21 protein-coding genes are annotated in these 16,986 nt (G+C 39.6%); 20 read left to right on the top strand and 1 reads right to left on the bottom strand.

Features of this window, described 5'->3' with window-relative positions; genetic code table 11:
• Positions 1-44 precede the first annotated feature (44 nt).
• Both H0Z36_RS09455 and H0Z36_RS09450 read left to right on the top strand, forming a co-directional pair.
• On the top strand, positions 45-317 hold the full coding sequence (locus H0Z36_RS09455; RefSeq protein ID WP_296865788.1) for an HU family DNA-binding protein: 273 nt from the start codon (positions 45-47) through the stop codon (positions 315-317).
• A gap of 3 nt (positions 318-320) precedes the next feature.
• Positions 321-563: an RNA-binding S4 domain-containing protein gene (locus H0Z36_RS09450; protein ID WP_296865786.1), complete on the top strand. Its 243-nt coding sequence runs from the start codon at positions 321-323 to the stop codon at positions 561-563.
• A 43-nt stretch (positions 564-606) separates the two neighbouring features.
• Here H0Z36_RS09450 and H0Z36_RS09445 read toward each other — a convergent pair whose 3' ends face one another.
• A complete protein-coding gene (locus H0Z36_RS09445) occupies positions 607-1,290 on the bottom strand; it encodes a hypothetical protein (RefSeq protein WP_296865784.1) in 684 nt (227 codons plus the stop codon).
• A 151-nt stretch (positions 1,291-1,441) separates the two neighbouring features.
• Here H0Z36_RS09445 and yabP point away from each other — a divergent pair, with 151 nt between their 5' ends.
• From yabP to panD, 18 genes are all read left to right on the top strand, one after another.
• On the top strand, positions 1,442-1,711 hold the full coding sequence (yabP, locus tag H0Z36_RS09440; protein ID WP_296865782.1) for a sporulation protein YabP: 270 nt from the start codon (positions 1,442-1,444) through the stop codon (positions 1,709-1,711).
• Between the two features lie 74 nt (positions 1,712-1,785).
• Positions 1,786-2,196: a spore cortex biosynthesis protein YabQ gene (gene yabQ / locus H0Z36_RS09435; RefSeq protein WP_296865780.1), complete on the top strand. Its 411-nt coding sequence runs from the start codon at positions 1,786-1,788 to the stop codon at positions 2,194-2,196.
• A gap of 106 nt (positions 2,197-2,302) precedes the next feature.
• A complete protein-coding gene (locus H0Z36_RS09430; RefSeq protein ID WP_296865779.1) occupies positions 2,303-2,533 on the top strand; it encodes a sigma-70 region 4 domain-containing protein in 231 nt (76 codons plus the stop codon).
• The gene (locus H0Z36_RS09425) at positions 2,523-2,810 is read left to right on the top strand and encodes a septum formation initiator family protein (protein WP_296865777.1); all 288 of its coding nucleotides are present in this window, start codon (positions 2,523-2,525) and stop codon (positions 2,808-2,810) included. The genes H0Z36_RS09430 and H0Z36_RS09425 overlap by 11 nt, the downstream gene beginning before the upstream one ends.
• An 80-nt stretch (positions 2,811-2,890) precedes the next feature.
• The gene (locus tag H0Z36_RS09420; protein ID WP_296865775.1) at positions 2,891-3,316 is read left to right on the top strand and encodes a S1 RNA-binding domain-containing protein; all 426 of its coding nucleotides are present in this window, start codon (positions 2,891-2,893) and stop codon (positions 3,314-3,316) included.
• Between the two features lie 58 nt (positions 3,317-3,374).
• Complete coding sequence (locus tag H0Z36_RS09415; protein ID WP_296865773.1) at positions 3,375-4,238, top strand: Ppx/GppA phosphatase family protein; 864 nt, start codon at positions 3,375-3,377, stop codon at positions 4,236-4,238.
• Between the two features lie 161 nt (positions 4,239-4,399).
• On the top strand, positions 4,400-6,895 hold the full coding sequence (gene spoIIE / locus H0Z36_RS09410; protein WP_296865770.1) for a stage II sporulation protein E: 2,496 nt from the start codon (positions 4,400-4,402) through the stop codon (positions 6,893-6,895).
• Between the two features lie 152 nt (positions 6,896-7,047).
• Positions 7,048-8,433, top strand: a complete 1,386-nt coding sequence (tilS, locus tag H0Z36_RS09405; protein WP_296865768.1) for a tRNA lysidine(34) synthetase TilS — start codon at positions 7,048-7,050, stop codon at positions 8,431-8,433.
• 98 nt (positions 8,434-8,531) lie between these two features.
• Positions 8,532-10,394, top strand: a complete 1,863-nt coding sequence (gene ftsH / locus H0Z36_RS09400; RefSeq protein WP_296865767.1) for an ATP-dependent zinc metalloprotease FtsH — start codon at positions 8,532-8,534, stop codon at positions 10,392-10,394.
• Between the two features lie 117 nt (positions 10,395-10,511).
• Positions 10,512-10,958, top strand: a complete 447-nt coding sequence (ndk, locus tag H0Z36_RS09395; RefSeq protein WP_296865764.1) for a nucleoside-diphosphate kinase — start codon at positions 10,512-10,514, stop codon at positions 10,956-10,958.
• 164 nt (positions 10,959-11,122) lie between these two features.
• Entirely contained in the window at positions 11,123-11,647 is a 525-nt protein-coding gene (locus tag H0Z36_RS09390) for an HD domain-containing protein (protein ID WP_296865762.1), read from the top strand.
• A 43-nt stretch (positions 11,648-11,690) separates the two neighbouring features.
• Entirely contained in the window at positions 11,691-12,884 is a 1,194-nt protein-coding gene (gene folP, locus H0Z36_RS09385) for a dihydropteroate synthase (RefSeq protein ID WP_296865760.1), read from the top strand.
• Complete coding sequence (gene folB / locus H0Z36_RS09380) at positions 12,877-13,251, top strand: dihydroneopterin aldolase (protein WP_296865759.1); 375 nt, start codon at positions 12,877-12,879, stop codon at positions 13,249-13,251. Before folP ends, folB begins: the two co-directional genes overlap by 8 nt.
• An 88-nt stretch (positions 13,252-13,339) precedes the next feature.
• The gene (gene folK, locus H0Z36_RS09375; RefSeq protein ID WP_296865757.1) at positions 13,340-13,834 is read left to right on the top strand and encodes a 2-amino-4-hydroxy-6-hydroxymethyldihydropteridine diphosphokinase; all 495 of its coding nucleotides are present in this window, start codon (positions 13,340-13,342) and stop codon (positions 13,832-13,834) included.
• A gap of 116 nt (positions 13,835-13,950) precedes the next feature.
• The gene (locus H0Z36_RS09370; protein WP_296865755.1) at positions 13,951-14,850 is read left to right on the top strand and encodes a Rossmann-like and DUF2520 domain-containing protein; all 900 of its coding nucleotides are present in this window, start codon (positions 13,951-13,953) and stop codon (positions 14,848-14,850) included.
• A gap of 52 nt (positions 14,851-14,902) precedes the next feature.
• The gene (gene panB / locus H0Z36_RS09365; RefSeq protein ID WP_296865753.1) at positions 14,903-15,733 is read left to right on the top strand and encodes a 3-methyl-2-oxobutanoate hydroxymethyltransferase; all 831 of its coding nucleotides are present in this window, start codon (positions 14,903-14,905) and stop codon (positions 15,731-15,733) included.
• A 16-nt stretch (positions 15,734-15,749) separates the two neighbouring features.
• Positions 15,750-16,598 carry a pantoate--beta-alanine ligase gene (panC, locus tag H0Z36_RS09360; RefSeq protein WP_296865848.1) on the top strand — a complete coding sequence of 283 codons (849 nt, stop codon included), beginning with the start codon at positions 15,750-15,752 and terminating at the stop codon, positions 16,596-16,598.
• A gap of 3 nt (positions 16,599-16,601) precedes the next feature.
• Entirely contained in the window at positions 16,602-16,973 is a 372-nt protein-coding gene (gene panD / locus H0Z36_RS09355) for an aspartate 1-decarboxylase (protein WP_296865751.1), read from the top strand.
• The last annotated feature ends 13 nt before the right edge of the window (positions 16,974-16,986 follow it).

Here is a 16,986-nt window from a genome sequence, read left to right as displayed (position 1 = left end):
GGCGAATAACCATAATATACCACATAATCGTGAGGAGGGATACCTTGAATAAAGCAGACTTAGTAAACAAAGTAGCGCTCGAAGCGGGTATGACCAAAAAAGATGCTGAAAAATTTATCAACGCTTTCTTTGCAACAGTAGAAGAAACCCTTAAAGCCGGAGAAAAGATTCAATTGATAGGCTTCGGAACCTTTGAAGTCCGGGAAAGAAAAGCCCGCAAGGGAAGAAATCCACAGACTGGAGAAGAGATTGAAATCCCTGCTGCCCGGATGCCGGCATTCAAGCCGGGGAAAATCCTTAAGGATGCGGTTGTTTAGATAATGAGACTGGACAAATTCCTTAAGGTATCCAGGATAATAAAAAGGCGTACATTAGCAAAAGAGTTTGCTGAAAACGAACGGGTTCTTATAAACGGCCGCCTGGCCAAGCCTTCTTCAGAGGTGAAAAAAGGGGATGTAATAACCTTGATAGCGGGCGGTAAGGAAATGGCTTTTGAGGTTCTTGATGTTCGCGAGAATGTTAAGGCTAACGAGGCCAAAAATTTATACAGAATAATTGAATGAAAAAGGGACAGAGAGGGTTTTCTCCTGCCCCTTTTTTTATCGTTTAGTCTATGCCTTCGCCAAATTCGCTCGCATTACGGTATTTGGAAGCATCATCAATATAATAGGCTTCAGGGTCAAAATATGATACCTTGAGCATATTTTTTCCTTTTGCACCTGTTATTGAAGGACCATACATAATGGCAAAGCCAAAGGATTCATCAAAGGATCTGAAAGCGATGGAATAATTCTCATTTCCGTATACAGCCATAGGATTTATCAATAAAAATTTATTGTCATGAGGCTTTATAGTGATGTTATCTGCTTTAAATACAGCCCCTCTTTGTTTTTTTATGACTACATTAAATTGCCCTTCCAAGGGAAAGGAAGCATAAAGTATTCCTGCCTGTTTTTCGGTTTTTATCCCTTGTAAGATCTGTTTTGCTTTTTCAGGGAGAATGAGTTCCCCTGACTTAAGCCCGCTTATTATTTTCCTTTCGCCCTTTATGTAGTCATAGAGCATGGCTATTGCACGGTGAACTCCATTTTTACCGTTTTCGTATATGTCATTTAGTATTTCTCCATTGTTCAGTTTATTGTTGAGTATTGTTTCTAATAAGAGAACATTTACATCATAGTATTCATTAAATGCTTCCATTTTGGCATAAGCATATTTAATTTCGTGCATTACCCGGTTTAGATTCATAAAAACAGCTCCTTTTTCAGATTCCCCATAAAATATTACCATATTGTGAGTATTATCTCCAGCTTCATCTTTCTATAAAAACTATAGGTCAGATAAACTTTATTTTTTGTCATAAGTTCAGGTTTTATGAGCATATTCTTTTTAAGAATAGTTTTTGGGTGGTAAAAGGTAAAGGGGATAAGGAGGAGAAAAAATGGCTGAGCATAGTATGATTTTGACTGACCGCAAATGTATGGAATTAACAGGGATAAAAAATGTGAATACTTTTGATGAAGAAGAGATAATTTTAGATAGCAGTATGGGGCTTATTTTTATTACAGGCAAGGGTATGCATATAACCATGCTTAATTTGGATGAAGGAAAGGTTGAAATTGAAGGAGAATTTGAAAGTTTCCAGTATAAGCCATCAGGGGCGGATTTTAAGACTAAAAGTAAAAATATTATAGAACGCCTTCTTAAATAAAAACTGTTGATATGTAGATAATCTGTGGATAAGTTGTAAATCATATCCCCAACCTTTTATGAGGAGGGATTTTTTTGTCTGGCCTGTTTATGCAGATTAGGACCTTTTTTTTTACTTTAGTTGCAGGCATATTTGTCGGGTTTATTTTTCACTTTTATCAAATGGTTATTACTAGGGGAAGAGTAGGAAAGTTTCTGCTTTATATCCTGGATTTTTTCCTGTGGATAATTATGCTTGGCCTTATGTTTTGGCTGATGTTTTTTATAAATGGTGGAGAAATAAGGGTTTATGTTCTTTTAGCTTTACTCATCGGTATTGTAGTATATTTAAACTATTTTTCAGAAAAGTTTAAGGGATTTGTAGGACGGAGTGCAGATATTACTGTGAATATTTTAGCAAGATGCTGGAGCATAGTAAAAAAACCCGGGATTAAAATAAAAAATCTTTTTAAGGGATTAAAAAAACCGCCTAAGAATGAGGAATAAAAAATTATTTTTAAAAGCAGGAATTTTTAGCTTAAGCCAGAAACGATTAGATAATAATAAAATTGTCCACAATATGTGGAAAAAATGTGGATAGAGTGTTGAATGTATGAAGATAGAAATACGCGGAGTAGAAAAGTTAAGCTTCCGGGAAAGACAGGTGGTTGCATTAAAAGAGATGGGGCGGAGCAATGCCGAGATAGCAAAAATATTAGGCATAAATGCAAGTACAGTAGCCACTTTGTACAATCGTGCCCGTACTAAAGGATATGAAGTCGTAATAATTCTTCCCGGAGATACTTTGGGTGTTTTTGATGGAGGACAAGCAGATGAAGAATAAAAGCAAAAGTTTGGCTTTAAAAAAAATATTGATAATTGCCTTATGCTTTTTTTTGCTTTTCCCTGTTGGCAGCAGGGTAAAGACAGTATGGAAACTTAATGAAAGGAAGAAAGAATTAGAAGCTATAAAAGCAGAGCTTGTTACAGAAAACAAGAGGCTTAAGGAAGAATATGAAAAGGCTAGATCCCTGGAAAATATTGAACGGATTGCCCGGGAAAAGCTAGGGATGGTTAAAGAAGGAGAAAAACCTCTGGTAGAAGTAGTTATAGATGAATAATTTTAATACTTGGTAGTTGACTACTATCTGAGCATTTTATATTATTAACTTATACTACATTTAGGGGGAACTTATTTTATATGCCGACTGAACAAACTAATATTGTTCCTGGCAGCATTTTGGAAGGTAAAGTCCAGGGGATTACAAGTTTTGGAGCTTTTATAGAACTGCCAGGAGGCGCTGTTGGACTGGTTCACATTTCAGAAATTGCTGACACCTATGTAAATGATGTCAAGGATTTTGTCCGGGAAGGTGATATTGTAAAGGTTAAAGTTTTGAATGTTGCCGGAAAAAAGATAGGGCTTTCTATTAAACAGGCAGCAGAAAAAGAGCAGAGAAGTGTTTCGGAGAAGCCTAAAATGATGGTTAAATCATCTCAGAACAGAAGCAATGTGGAAACCTTGGATGAGAAGATTGCCAAATTTCTTAAGGAAAGTGATGAAAGGATGCAGCCTTTGAGGCTTAAGAATGACTCTAGGAGGCGAAACAGGCATTATAATAAATAGATGAGAAAACACCCTTTTTATAGGGTGTTTTTTAATTGGAGAAATAAGGGGGAACTTTATGCGCTGTGCTGCCATAGATTTAGGAACTAATTCATGCCGCCTGCTTATAGCGGAAATAAAAGATGGGAAATTATTTTCTGTTTTAAGAGATTTACAGACTACCCGTTTGGGAGAAAATTTAATTCAAACGGGAAAGATAAGCAAAGCAGCAATAGACCGAACCTGTGTTGCTTTAAACAGCTTTAAAAAAGCCATTGAAGACAATAATGTAGCAAGTTATCGGGCGATAGCAACAAGTGCAGTAAGAGAAGCTGAAAATCAAAAAGAATTTATAGATACTGTATTAAATAAGTGTGGTATTAAGGTTGAAGTTATAACCGGAGAAAAAGAAGCATTCTTAAGTTATTTAGGGGTTGAGAAAGGTTTAAAACTGCAGAATAAGCCAATGGTTGTAGATTTAGGGGGGGGGAGCACCGAGTTTATATTGGGAAAAGATTTTATGATTTCTCTTCCCCTCGGTGCGGTGCGGGCTACGGAAGCCGATATGAACCGGAAAGAGATGAGGGATATTTTAAAGCCGCTTATAGATTCAGGAATAAATTTTAAACCGCATCCTTTGGTATGTGTCGGGGGAACTGCCACTACCCTGGTTGCAATAAAACTTAAACTTAAAGAATATTCCTATTCTTTAGTGCATGGACAGCTTTTAACTTATGAAGATATTGCTGAAATATACGAGCTTTTAGCCTCTCTGCCCCTTGAAGAGCGTAAAAAGCTGCCTGGTTTACAGCCGGCCAGAGCAGATATTATCCCTAAAGGGGTTTTAGCAGTTTTAGTTATTATGGAAATTTTGAATAAGGATAAAATAGTAGTAAGCGAATCAGACTTGATGGAAGGAATAATATGGGAAATGGCGAATTAGCCTGTCTTTTTTTAGTTAAGAGAGGCAAAATGTGTTTATATTATTCAAGATTTGTCCGAATTTTTTTGGAATAAAAATAAATCCCTCCTTAATATTTACAATTTTTACCACATATTATTGTTATAATAAGGCTCAAGACCTGAAATAGGAGGGATAACAGTATGTTGGACAGATTAGAAGTTTATCCTTACCAGCGAATAGCGGAACCTTCCCCCTGGGGACGTCGCACAAAAAACCGGGAGAAGAAGGCATTAAGGAGGCAGGTTAGAGAGTCGTTTTTTACTGGAGAAGCATTAAGGGGGGGGAACTGGGCCGAGATTTTTACTAGATTTTTTACCACCGGTAATTTATTGCTGGCAGCAGGGGTTTTTCTTATGGCGCGTGCCTTTATACTAGAGGAAATAATGCCATTTGTTTTTGCTTTTGCTGCTGTTTTCAGCCGCTACCGTAAAGAACAAGCAATAGTCTTGGGGTTTTTGGGATGTATAGGTTTTGCTACTGTTTTAGATGGAGTTTTTCTCGGCACCAATATTTTAGCTTTGCTTCTCCTTTTAGGTATAATAAATTATTTGGTTATTCCACAGGATAAGCTGTGGTGGTCTTTGCCGGCTTTGACCGCCGCTGTGCTTTTTACGATAAAAAGCCTTTTGAATATGGCCTTGGGATTTTCCTTTTATCAGGAAATGGTAATAGTCTTTGAAGCCATGATTACCGGTATACTTACTTTTATATTTATGGTGGCTGATGAAACTGTAAGGCAGAAAAAAGAGCTTGCCAATTTTACTTTTGAGGATATATGTGCCTTTTTAGTTTTGTGCATAGGAATAGTTATGGGGCTTGAGGAAATAAGTATTGCTGGCATGAGCGTAGGAGCAGTTATCTGCCGTTTAGGAATTTTAATTGCCGCCTTTATATGGGGAAGCGGTGTAGCAACTATGGTAGGGGTTATGACCGGAATAATACCTTCAATATCTTCAAGTGTTTTTGCTCCTACTTTGGGAATGTATGCAGTTTCAGGATTATTAGCCGGGCTTTTCAGGAATTTTGGTCGTTTAGGGATAATAATCGGTTTTATGCTGGGAACATTGGCTCTTTCTATGTTTGTCCCCCAGACCCAGGCTACGATCTTAGGTTTATGGGAAACGGGGATTGCCTGTATTATCTTTTTCATGCTTCCTTCTTCCATTAGGGAAAAGATGCCGGTTAAAAGTTTGGGAGGCATAAATGCAGTTTTTAGTTCAAAAGAAACAGAAATAGCAGATATCAAGATAAAAGAAGCTGCTAAAGAAAAAATAGAAGAACTCGCAGCAGTTTTTGAGGAAATCGGAAGCAGTTTTGCATACGGAAATGATTTGCGACGTTACAACAACCAGCAGGCTTATCTGAATTACCTGTATGATCAAATAGCCAATGGTTTTTGTCGCAGCTGCTCACGCTGTGACTCATGCTGGGGAATAGATTCTAAATCGACTTCGGAAGAGCTTTTAGATATATTTGCGCTTATCGAAGCTAAAGGAGAGATTTTATACGAAGAACTGCCCGTAGAATTCAGACGCAGGTGTATTTACGGCCGTGAGATGCTTACGACTGTCCATTACTTATTTGAAACCTTGCGTCTTAATGAATACTGGATTGCAAAACTGGGAGAATCGCGTGAAGTTGTTTCCAAACAGCTTAAAGAGGCTGGCAATATAATCCGCAATTTAGCTGATGAATTTGAAATAAAAACGGTGGTAGATTGGGAATTGAAAAAGCATTTGCAAAAAGAGAGCAAAAAATTGGGACTTAGTGTTATAAATGTGACTCCGGTAAAGATTGGCGATAAAAAGCTGAAAATCAATGTAGTTGCTGATGCATGCAAGAGCGGAGAAGAATGTGAAGTAAACCTGTCATCTGCTATTTCTTCAATAGTAGGGGAAAAAATGGAGGTCTGTTCTAAAAAATGTCCGCGCATTACTGGAAAGGGAAGATGTGAATTTACGCTTACTCCTAGCCATACATATAAAGTGGTAAGCGGTGCTGCCCAGCTTGGAAAAGAAAGTATCTGTGGAGATACTTTTACTTTGGCCACTTTGGAAGAGGGTAAAGAAGTAGTAATTTTAAGTGATGGCATGGGAGTAGGAGAAAAGGCTTATGCAGAAAGCCAGATAGCAGTACGCCTCTTAGAAAGCCTTATAAACAGCGGGTTTAGCAAAGAAACAGCTTTAAAAACAGTTAATTCTATAATGCTTTTGCGTTCCAAATCTGAATCTTTTGCTACTTTAGATATAGCTATGATTGATTTATATACAGCAGAAGTTGATTTTATAAAAACCGGCAGTGCTCCCTCTTTTATAAAGCGGGGAAGGAAGGTGGAGATAATAGAAGCAGACAATCTGCCGGTGGGTATAATGGATGAAATAGAAGTAAGCAGCCAGACAGCAGCTTTATGCCCGTATGATATTTTGGTAATGGTGAGTGATGGTATTTTAGAGGCTTCAGGTGATATTATAGAGGGGGAGAAATGGCTTAAAGAACTTTTAGCCAAAACAGACTGCAGTGATCCTCAAAAATTGGCGGAGATTATATTAAATCGTGCCTTAACAATTTGCGAGGGTAAGCCATTAGATGATATGACAGTGATATGTGCTTATATTGATCTAAACTTCCCGCACTGATTTTAATTCAGTTTTTTAATCTGGGGACGGTTCTGAAATTAAAAAGTATTTCGACTCGAAATAGTTTTAAACTCGAGAACCGTCCCCAATTTAAAAGGTATTTCGTTTCGGAATGTTTTTGTGTTTGAAGATCGTCCCGAAAGGGGAATTTTATGCTGGAAAAAGTATCCAAATTTATAATTGAAGAAAAACTTATTTTACCCGAAGAAAAAGTGGTTTTAGGGCTTTCCGGCGGGCCGGATTCTATGGCCTTGTTGCATGTTTTGAAAGGGCTTGAGGAAAGGCTTAATTTTTCTTTGTTTGCTGCCCATTTGAACCACGGAATAAGGAAAGAGGCGGATGATGAAGCGAGATTTGTAGAGGATTATTGCCGTGAGATGGGGGTTCCTGTTTATATCCGGCGGGTAGATATAAAAAAGATTGCGCAAACTAGCCGCAAAACCCTGGAAGAAGCCGGGAGGGAGGAAAGATACCGCTTTTTCCGGGAGATTAAAGAGCAAATCGGCACCGGACGCATTGCTACTGCTCATCATCAAGATGATTTGGCAGAAACGGTGCTCCATCATATGATAAGAGGAACGGGAATCAGAGGCTTACGGGGGATTATGCCGGTTAACGGAGATGTTATACGGCCTTTTTTATGTGTGAGCAAATCGGAAATCTTGGATTATCTTGAAGAAAACAAGATCCCCTACTGTATTGATGTCAGCAATTATGAGAAAACTTATACCCGCAACAGAATAAGGAATGAACTTATTCCTTATCTTGAGAATAATTTTAACCCTCGCATCAGGGAAAGCTTAGGTCAGCTGGCCGATATAGCCCGGATAGAGAATGATTTTTTGGAAAGGGAGACGGAAAACAACTGGGATAAAGTTTTAAAATGTTGGGAAGACAACAGAATAGTTTTGGATATTTCTTTTTTGAATAACCTGCATTTAGCCTTGAAAAGGCGGATAATAATGAAGGCTTTGCGGGAAATAAGGAGCGGGAGTGAAGAAAATATTAATATAAAGGATGTCCAAAGTGTGATAGGTTTGCTTTCTAAAGCTGGGTCTTCCAAAGTAATACATTTGAGCGGAGATGTGAAGGTAAACAAATCTTATGAAGAATTAATCTTTATGGTCGGAAATCAACCGGTGATAAGCTATTGTTATGAGGCTTTTATTCCGGGAGAAGTTTATATTCCTGAGCTAAAGCAGGCTTATAAACTGGAGGTTGTAAGCCTTGAGGAAGCGTCAAAAATTTCGGCAGAGGCCAAGCTGGATTATGGTAAAATCAGATTTCCCATTTTTATCCGCAGCCGGCAAAAAGGCGATGTTTTTCGGCCGGCAGGGCTTAAGGGCAGCAAAAAAATTAAGGATTTTTTTATTGATGAAAAAATCCCGGTCAATGAGAGAGATAAAATTCCTCTGATAGCTTCTTATGATGAAATTTATGCTATACTAGGTATAAGGGTATCGGAAATCTGTGCAATAACTTCAGGAACAGAAAAGGTTCTGGTTATAAAAAAGAACGATAATGAAGAAAATAGTTAAGAAATAGAAAAAAGATTGGCAGTAATTGCAAAGAAGAGGCAGGTATGCTACAATATGACGGAAATTTTCATTATGATGGTTAAAGGAGAGGAAATGTTTTGGATAAGGCACTCAAGAATATAGCAATATATGTCCTAATAGTTTTACTGGCTCTTTTTGCTATGAAAATGTATCCGACCCAGGAACAGCAGGCTAAGGAGCTAACCGAGGTAGAATTTATAAAGCTTGTTCAGCAGAATAAGGTAGCGACTGCTGAAGTACAAATAGATGACAATATCTACAAGATTTCCGGAACCTTGAAGGATAAGACCAGATATACGGTCACTACCTCCAAGGAAAGCGGCATTATTCCTCTTCTTCTCGAAAAAAAGGTAGACTATGACAGTGATCCTGTCCCGCCGCCTCCCTGGTGGATGTCTCTTTTGAGCACTTTGTTGCCCATAATATTGTTGATAGCTTTTCTCATTTTTATCATGAATCAAACCCAGGGCGGGGGCAACCGGGTTATGCAGTTCGGACGCAGCCGGGCGCGTATGCTTGGCAGTGAAGATGTCAAGGTTACTTTTAAAGATGTGGCCGGCGCAGATGAAGCCAAGGAAGAACTGCAGGAGGTTGTGGAATTTCTTAAGAATCCCCACAAGTTTACCCGCATGGGAGCTAAGATACCTAAAGGGGTTTTGCTGTTTGGGGCTCCGGGAACCGGTAAGACCTTGATGGCTAAAGCGGTAGCCGGTGAGGCGGGCGTTCCTTTCTTTTCCATAAGCGGTTCTGACTTTGTGGAAATGTTTGTTGGGGTAGGAGCAGCCCGGGTTAGGGATCTTTTTGAACAGGCCAAGAAAAATGCACCCTGTATAGTTTTTATTGATGAAATAGATGCGGTAGGCCGCCAGCGCGGAGCAGGCTTGGGCGGAGGACATGATGAAAGGGAACAGACTTTAAATCAGCTTCTGGTCGAAATGGATGGTTTCAGTACCAGTGAAGGGATTATCGTAATGGCTTCTACCAACCGTCCTGATATTTTGGACCCGGCCCTCTTAAGGCCGGGACGGTTTGACAGGCATATACTTATTGATCGTCCGGATGTAAAAGGAAGAGAAGCTATATTAACGGTACATGTTCGAAATAAACCTTTAGCTGATGATGTTAATCTGGAAGTTTTGGCCAAAAGGACTCCGGGCTTTACCGGGGCAGATCTGGCTAATATGGTAAACGAAGCTGCCCTTTTAGCTGCCCGCAGGAATAAGAACAAAATCGGGATGGAGGAATTGGAAGAGGCGATAGAAAGGGTAATCGCCGGACCGGAAAAGAAATCCCGGGTAATTTCGGAGAAGGAAAAGAAATTGGTGGCTTATCACGAGGCAGGTCATGCACTGGTAAGCTATTTCCTACCCAATACGGACAAATTGCATAAAATCTCCATTATACCAAGGGGAAGAGCCGGTGGCTATACGTTACTCTTACCGGAAGAAGACCGCAATTATATTACTAAATCATATCTTTTAGATGAAGTAGCTACCCTTTTAGGAGGCAGGGTGGCTGAACAGCTGGTTTTGAAAGATATAAGCACAGGGGCTCAGAATGATTTAGAAAGAGCCAGCAGCATTGTGCGCAAAATGATAACAGAATACGGAATGTCAGAGGAATTAGGGCCTTTAACCTTTGGACAGAAGAGCGAGGAAGTCTTTTTAGGTCGTGATATTTCGCAGCAACGCAATTATTCCGATGCGATTGCTTATGCCATAGATAAAGAAGCGAGTGCTATTATGGAAAGCTGCTACAAGAAGGCAGAAAATATCCTCGTTGAACATATGGATAAACTTCATAGAATTGCGGCAAAACTTATGGAAGTTGAAACTATGGAAGCTGATGAATTTGAAAAAATCATCAAAGGTGAAGAAAATCTTGGAGAAGATGAAGGTCCTGGAGATGAAACGCAGGAAGCCGTAAAAGATAATGAATAATTTTTAAGATGTGGAATAAAAAGAATCAAGCAGTTTGGCGCTGACCATTTATTATAAGGTCAGCGTTATTTATAATAAAGAAGGTTAAAGCAAAATAGAGAAACAGGAGGAGTAGAAATGGAAAGAACATTCATCATGGTAAAGCCTGACGGAGTTCAAAGAGGGTTGGTAGGAGAAATAATAACCCGCATTGAAAAAAAGGGCTTTAAGATTGCCGGCCTTAAAATGCTTAAAATTGATGAAGATTTAGCGAGGAAACATTATGCTGAACATGTAGAAAAGCCATTTTTCCCTGAACTTTTGGAATTTATAACTTCTGGTCCGGTAGTTGCTATGGTAGTTGAAGGTGATGGTGCTATATCAGCTATGCGAGCGATGATGGGCAAGACTAATCCTAAAGAAGCTTTGCCGGGGACTATTCGGGGGGACTTTGGAATATGTATGTCCCAGAATGTAATTCACGGTTCTGATTCCCCTGAAGCAGCAGCTAGGGAGATAGGTTTATTCTTTAAAGATGCAGAAATTTTAGATTATGAAAGGGCTTTAGACAGGTGGATTTTTTAATTTACGCAGCCGGGCAGATGCCCGGCTGTTTGTCAGATTAGTTCTGCGAGGTGGTTTATTTTTTTCCCAGAGGATAAAAATAAAATTAGGGTGAAGGATTTTTGCAGATATGGTTTAATATAATATATTACCCTTTGGAAAAAAATATTTATGAGGTGAATGCGTTGAAGAGAATAGAATTATTGCTTAATGATTCGGTATTCAACAGCCATATGCAGCGTAATGCGGAAATGGAAATAGAACCACAGTTTTGCAAGCATGACATTTATCATCATATAGATGTAGCACGCATCGCATATATTCTGGTTTTAGAACATAACGACCTTAATTATTTTGTAAAGGAAGCGGAGCTTGGCGGAAAACTGGCGGCCAAGGAGGTTATATATGCGGCAGGGCTTTTGCATGATATAGCAAAATGGAAGGAATATGAATACGGTGCTGATCATGCTGCACTTGGGGCCCGCATAGCCAGGGACATACTACCACGGGTATTTTTTAACCCCCATGAAGTTGATATAATATGTCAGGCAGTATACGAACACCGCAATATAAGCCGAGATATGAGTTTTTTGGGGGAAAGAATACATCGTGCGGATAATCTTTCCCGGGTATGCACTAAATGTCCTCAGCGCGGAATATGTCCAAAAGTTAATAGTAAGGAAATTACAGTAACCAATTTTGAATATTGATTAACTAACTGAAGCAATAAAAAGAAGCAAAGGGGTAGTTGAATTGCAGGGACACCATGCTATATTAATAAAAAACAGGGATGAAGCAAGAAGATTTTTAGAAGACATAGGGGTAGACCGGGCAGGGTATGCATATATGGAACCTAAAGCGGTTTTCCACTGTATAAAGCTTAAAAATATTCCTTGCCGCTCGGCTAATATAATAAAGCAGGAAATGCTTTCTAAAGGCGGAGAAGCTGCGGTAAAACGCGATGCTTTATCCAGCGTGGGACACACAGACGTCCTTCTTATGGGAACTTTAAAACATTACCGGCTTCTTATAAAAAAATTAAAAGCTCAGCCTTTTGGTTTAAAACAATTAGCCGAAGAGATTGAAGAGATTTTAGAGGGTTTAGAACCCCGTGAGTTTACCATGGAGCTTAACGGGGGCAAAACGCTGGATTTCGGAAAAAGAACTATCATTATGGGAATATTAAATGTTACTCCGGATTCTTTTTCTGATGGAGGAAAGTATATAGACCCTAAGGCAGCGGTAGAAAGAGCCTTGCAGATGAAAGAAGAAGGAGCAGATATAATTGACATTGGAGGAGCCTCTTCCCGTCCCAACTCTGTTATGGCATCAGAGGAAGAAGAGCTTCAAAGGGTTATTCCTGTTCTAAAGGAACTGGTTAAAGAAGACCTTATAATTTCAATAGATACTTTTCGGGCGAGGGTAGCTAGAGAATGTTTGGAATTGGGTGCCCATATTATAAACGATATCGGAAGATTTCAGTTAGATCCTGGCCTTTTGCCGGTTCTGGTAGAGTATAATGCACCGGTGATAATCATGCATAACCGTATGCAGATGAGGCAGGGCGAGCCTTACGAGGATTTGATTTCAGATATTGTTTTGGAGTTTAAGGAATCTATACAACAGGCAGAAGAAGCTGGTTTGAGTCGGAATAAAATAATAATAGATCCCGGCATTGGGTTTGGCAAAACAGTTGAAGAAAACAGGATTATTGTAAAAAGGCTGTGGGAGTTCAAGAGTTTAGGGCGGCCTATTCTTCTGGGGGCTTCCCGCAAATCGTTTATAGGAAAAACCTTAAACCTTGAAGTCCACGAGCGACTGGAAGGAAGTTTGGCGGTAGCAGTTATGGGGATTATGAACGGAGCTGATATATTGAGGGTACATGATGTAAAAGAAACGAAGCGGGCAGCTTTGATGACCGATGCGGTGGTGCGGGAAAATGGATAAGATCATAGCTAAAGGTTTAACCTTTACTGCTTGCCATGGGGTTTTTCCCGAGGAAAAGATAAACCCACAGAGATTTAAGCTGGATGTTATTATGTATAGAGATTTAGGTTTGGCTGGAAAAAATGATGATTTGAAACTGACTGTAAGCTATGATGAAGTTTATTGCACAGTAAAAGAAATAGTGGAAGGCAAATCTTTTGACTTGATTGAGGCATTAGCCGAGAAGGTGGCTGAAGAGGTTTTAAACCGTTTTCCCTTGGAGGCGGTAGAAGTAACGGTTTATAAACCTGATGCACCAGTTAAAGGCGATTTTGACTACTTTGCAGTGCAGATTTATCGCCAAAAATCTGAATTAGCAAAAAATTAAGAAAATAATTTTTTATTATAATATGCAAGAAAAAAATATTTTTTCTTAAAATAAATCTATATGCTAAATTAAAGGAAGCGTTTATAATATGAAAAAAAGAGTTTACTTAGGGTTAGGAACCAACTTGGGCAATAAAAAGGGAAATTTAGAAAATGCCATAAAAAACATACAGGAAATAGAAGGCATAGAATTAACCGGAATTTCTTCGCTTTATGCTACTGCACCGTGGGGAAAAACTGATCAGGAGGAGTTTTTAAATCAGGTAATTGAGATTGAGACTGATATTCCTCCGCTTGATTTGTTAAAAAAGCTGCAGGAAATAGAAATTAAAATGGGCCGGGAGCGCAAGGAAAAGTGGGGCCCTAGAAATATAGATATCGATATTCTTTTGTATGGGGAAGAAGTGATGGATTTTGAGGAACTTAAGGTTCCTCATCCCTACATGCGTGAGAGGTTGTTTGTCTTGGTGCCCCTTATTGAAATCAGACCGGAGTTGGTGTTTCCTGATGATGGGGCAAAAATTGGGGAGGTGTTGGCTAAGGCGTTGACGATTGAAAAGATGGAGGATATAAGGAAAATTTAATATTCTCCCGCGGGACGACCTATTTTAAGCATTCCGCTTGTATTTTAAGAGAAACGAGACGGTAAAATGCGTTTTAAAACAGGGTCCAGCCTGTTTTATGTCAGGGGGGGTAGATTATGCGTAAGACTATCGGAATTATTGGAGCGGGAGTGGTAGGGACAGCGGTTGGGGTTGTTTTAAGCGAGAAAGGCTATGAGGTTACGGGTGTTTATGATATAAAACCCGAAGCTACATGGCAGCTTGCTGAAAGAACCGGATGTATAACCCTGACTTCTCCGGAAGAAGTTTCCCGTTTATCAGATGTTCTTTTTATAACTACTTCGGATTCGGCAATAAAAGGGGTAGTAGATCGTTTAGCTGATTCGCGGGCTTTTTATGAAGAACAGATTGTCCTGCATATGAGCGGAGCCCAGTCTTCAGAAATTTTAGATCGGGCTAAGGTTTTTGGATCGCGAGTCCTATCTGTTCATCCTATTCAGTCATTTGCCAGTCCCGACCGGGCTATCGAAATATTACCTGGTTCGGTATTCAGCATAGAGGGGGACAAGGATGCTTATGATGTGGCGGTAGATATCGTGGAAGCAATGCATGGAGAGTATTTTTTCATAAGCCGCGAAGCAAAACCTTTATACCATGCAGGAGCCTGTGTAGTTTCCAATTATCTGGTTACTCTGGTTGATTTCGGGGTAAAGCTTTTAGAAACTACAGGAATACCAAAAAATATGGCTGTCAAAGCTTTAATGCCCTTAATAAATGGAACTGTAAACAACATAGAAAAGATTGGAATACCTAAAGCACTTACCGGACCTATTGCAAGAGGAGATGTTTCCACGGTTTTAAGACATCTCAGCTGTATGGAAGAAGCCTTGCCTTCAGAGCTGATGAAACTGTATAGCCTTTTAGGAATGTTTACTGCTCATATTGCCTTAGAAAAAGGAAGTATTGATGAAGAAATATTGGAAGAGTTCAGACATCTTTTCAAAAAAGAGCTTATGCGGGCAGTATCCACTAGTTAGAATCTATGCTGGATGATGATTTTTACCAGCATAGTGTAAAGGAGTGGATAATATGGGAAAGGTAACTACGGCAACATTGAAAGCTAAGAAGGAAAAAGGCGAGAAAATTACCATGCTGACTTCTTATGATTATGCTACTGCGGCTATGGTGGATGAAGCTGGAATAGATATGATTCTGGTAGGGGATTCGCTCGGAATGGTAGTCCTGGGATATGAAAACACCTTATCGGTTACTATGGAAGATATGCTCCATCATACCCGGGCGGTGAGCAGGGCGGTAAAAAATGTTATGGTAGTAGGTGATATGCCTTTTCTTTCCTATCATATTTCCAGGGAGGAAGCAGTGCGCAATGCAGGACGGTTTATACAGGAGGCAGGAGCGCATGCGGTTAAACTGGAAGGGGGAAAAGAAAGGGTTGGGACAATAAAGGCTATTTTAGATGCTCAAATTCCGGTAATGGGACATATCGGTCTTACTCCCCAGTCGGTAAACCAGCTGGGAGGTTTCAAGGTTCAGGGAAAAGATTTAGAAACAGCCAGAATGCTTATTGAGGATGCAAAAGCTTTGGAAAAGGCCGGAGTTTTTTCTATAGTTTTGGAATGCGTACCGACTCCTTTGGCTAAAAAGATTACCGAAGAAGTTTCTGTACCAACTATCGGTATAGGAGCAGGACCTTACTGTGATGGACAGGTTTTAGTGATAAATGACATGCTGGGAATGTTTAAAGGACATATACCTAAATTTGTAAAAAAATATGCCAACCTTGAACCTGTTATCAGGGAGGCACTGCTTAATTATAAGGCAGAAGTAGAAGCCGGGGTTTTTCCGGGGAAAGAACACAGTTTTAATATGAGTGATGATGTTTTGGAAAAACTATATTAAAATCGGGGAAAAACGCATGAAGGTAGTAAAAAACATAAGTGAAATACAAAGGATATGTCTTGACTATAAAAGGGCGGGCAAAATTATAGGACTTGTTCCTACCATGGGGTATTTGCACGAAGGGCACCTGTCTTTAGTCAGGGAAGCCAAAAAAAGATGCGACACAGTTATAGTGAGTATTTTTGTAAACCCTATCCAGTTCGGGAAAGGGGAAGATTATGACATATATCCCCGCGATTTGGGGCGGGATATTGAGCTGTTAACCGAGGAAAAGGCAGATATACTATTTGCCCCATCGGTTAGGGAAATGTATCCTGAAGGATACAGCACTTTTGTTGAAGTTGAGGGAGAAATAACTTCTAAAATGTGTGGTGCTTCGCGTCCCGGACATTTCAGGGGAGTAACCACGGTAGTGAGCAAGCTTTTTAATATCTGCCTGCCTGATTATGCTTTTTTTGGGCAGAAAGATGCCCAGCAGGTTACAATAATTGAGAAGATGGCAAGGGAGCTCAATTTCCCGATAGAGATAGTGAGGGTTCCTATTGTCCGGGAAGAAGATGGACTGGCTATGAGTTCGCGCAATGTTTATCTTGCCCCGGAAGAAAGAAGGGAAGCCTTAGTTTTATATCAGTCTTTACAGCATGCTTTAAAGCTTATAAAATCAGGTGAGAGGGATGTCCCCCGTATAAAACGGGAGATGGAAGAAATGATAAAATCAAGGCCGCGGGCAGAGATTGACTATATTGAGATAGTAAGGGCTGAAGATTTGGCTTACATTGATAAAATTGAAGGGAGAGTTCTTGTTGCCCTGGCGGTCAGGATAGGGAAGACCAGGCTTATAGACAACCTGTTGGTGGAGGTGTAAAAAATGTTTCGATATATGCTGAAATCAAAAATTCACCGGGCGGTAGTTACTGATGCTGACCTTAACTATGTTGGCAGTATAACTATTGACCCGATATTGATGGAAGCAGCAGATATTCTACCCAATGAGAAGGTTGCAGTGGTAAATAACAACAACGGAGCCCGGTTTGAAACATATGTTATAGAGGGAGAACGGGGTTCAGGGACTATCTGTCTTAACGGAGCGGCTGCCCGTTTAGTGCAGAAAGGAGATATAGTTATAATTCTTACTTATGCAGTAGTAGATGATAAAGAATGCAAAGAATATAAGCCTAAACTGGTTTATGTAAATGAAAAGAACCAGATTGAGAAAGTTTGTCTAGGAAATTATGAATAGGAGGCAGAAATTT

The sequence above is a fragment of the Thermosyntropha sp. genome (genome assembly GCF_017656155.1).
In the GTDB taxonomy this organism is placed as follows: domain Bacteria; phylum Bacillota; class Syntrophomonadia; order Syntrophomonadales; family Syntrophomonadaceae; genus Thermosyntropha.
The sequence above is the reverse complement of the archived record's forward strand: the minus strand, read 5'-3'. Positions and strand labels throughout refer to the sequence as shown.

Coding starts and splice junctions, on each gene's coding strand:
- H0Z36_RS09450 (WP_296865786.1), top strand. CDS start 321: ATGAGACTGGACAAATTCCTTAAGGTATCCAGGATAATAAAAAGGCGT.
- H0Z36_RS09445 (WP_296865784.1), bottom strand. CDS start 1,290: ATGGTAATATTTTATGGGGAATCTGAAAAAGGAGCTGTTTTTATGAAT.
- yabP (WP_296865782.1), top strand. CDS start 1,442: ATGGCTGAGCATAGTATGATTTTGACTGACCGCAAATGTATGGAATTA.
- H0Z36_RS09430 (WP_296865779.1), top strand. CDS start 2,303: ATGAAGATAGAAATACGCGGAGTAGAAAAGTTAAGCTTCCGGGAAAGA.
- H0Z36_RS09425 (WP_296865777.1), top strand. CDS start 2,523: ATGAAGAATAAAAGCAAAAGTTTGGCTTTAAAAAAAATATTGATAATT.
- H0Z36_RS09420 (WP_296865775.1), top strand. CDS start 2,891: ATGCCGACTGAACAAACTAATATTGTTCCTGGCAGCATTTTGGAAGGT.
- H0Z36_RS09415 (WP_296865773.1), top strand. CDS start 3,375: ATGCGCTGTGCTGCCATAGATTTAGGAACTAATTCATGCCGCCTGCTT.
- spoIIE (WP_296865770.1), top strand. CDS start 4,400: ATGTTGGACAGATTAGAAGTTTATCCTTACCAGCGAATAGCGGAACCT.
- tilS (WP_296865768.1), top strand. CDS start 7,048: ATGCTGGAAAAAGTATCCAAATTTATAATTGAAGAAAAACTTATTTTA.
- ndk (WP_296865764.1), top strand. CDS start 10,512: ATGGAAAGAACATTCATCATGGTAAAGCCTGACGGAGTTCAAAGAGGG.
- folB (WP_296865759.1), top strand. CDS start 12,877: ATGGATAAGATCATAGCTAAAGGTTTAACCTTTACTGCTTGCCATGGG.
- folK (WP_296865757.1), top strand. CDS start 13,340: ATGAAAAAAAGAGTTTACTTAGGGTTAGGAACCAACTTGGGCAATAAA.
- H0Z36_RS09370 (WP_296865755.1), top strand. CDS start 13,951: ATGCGTAAGACTATCGGAATTATTGGAGCGGGAGTGGTAGGGACAGCG.
- panB (WP_296865753.1), top strand. CDS start 14,903: ATGGGAAAGGTAACTACGGCAACATTGAAAGCTAAGAAGGAAAAAGGC.
- panC (WP_296865848.1), top strand. CDS start 15,750: ATGAAGGTAGTAAAAAACATAAGTGAAATACAAAGGATATGTCTTGAC.
- panD (WP_296865751.1), top strand. CDS start 16,602: ATGTTTCGATATATGCTGAAATCAAAAATTCACCGGGCGGTAGTTACT.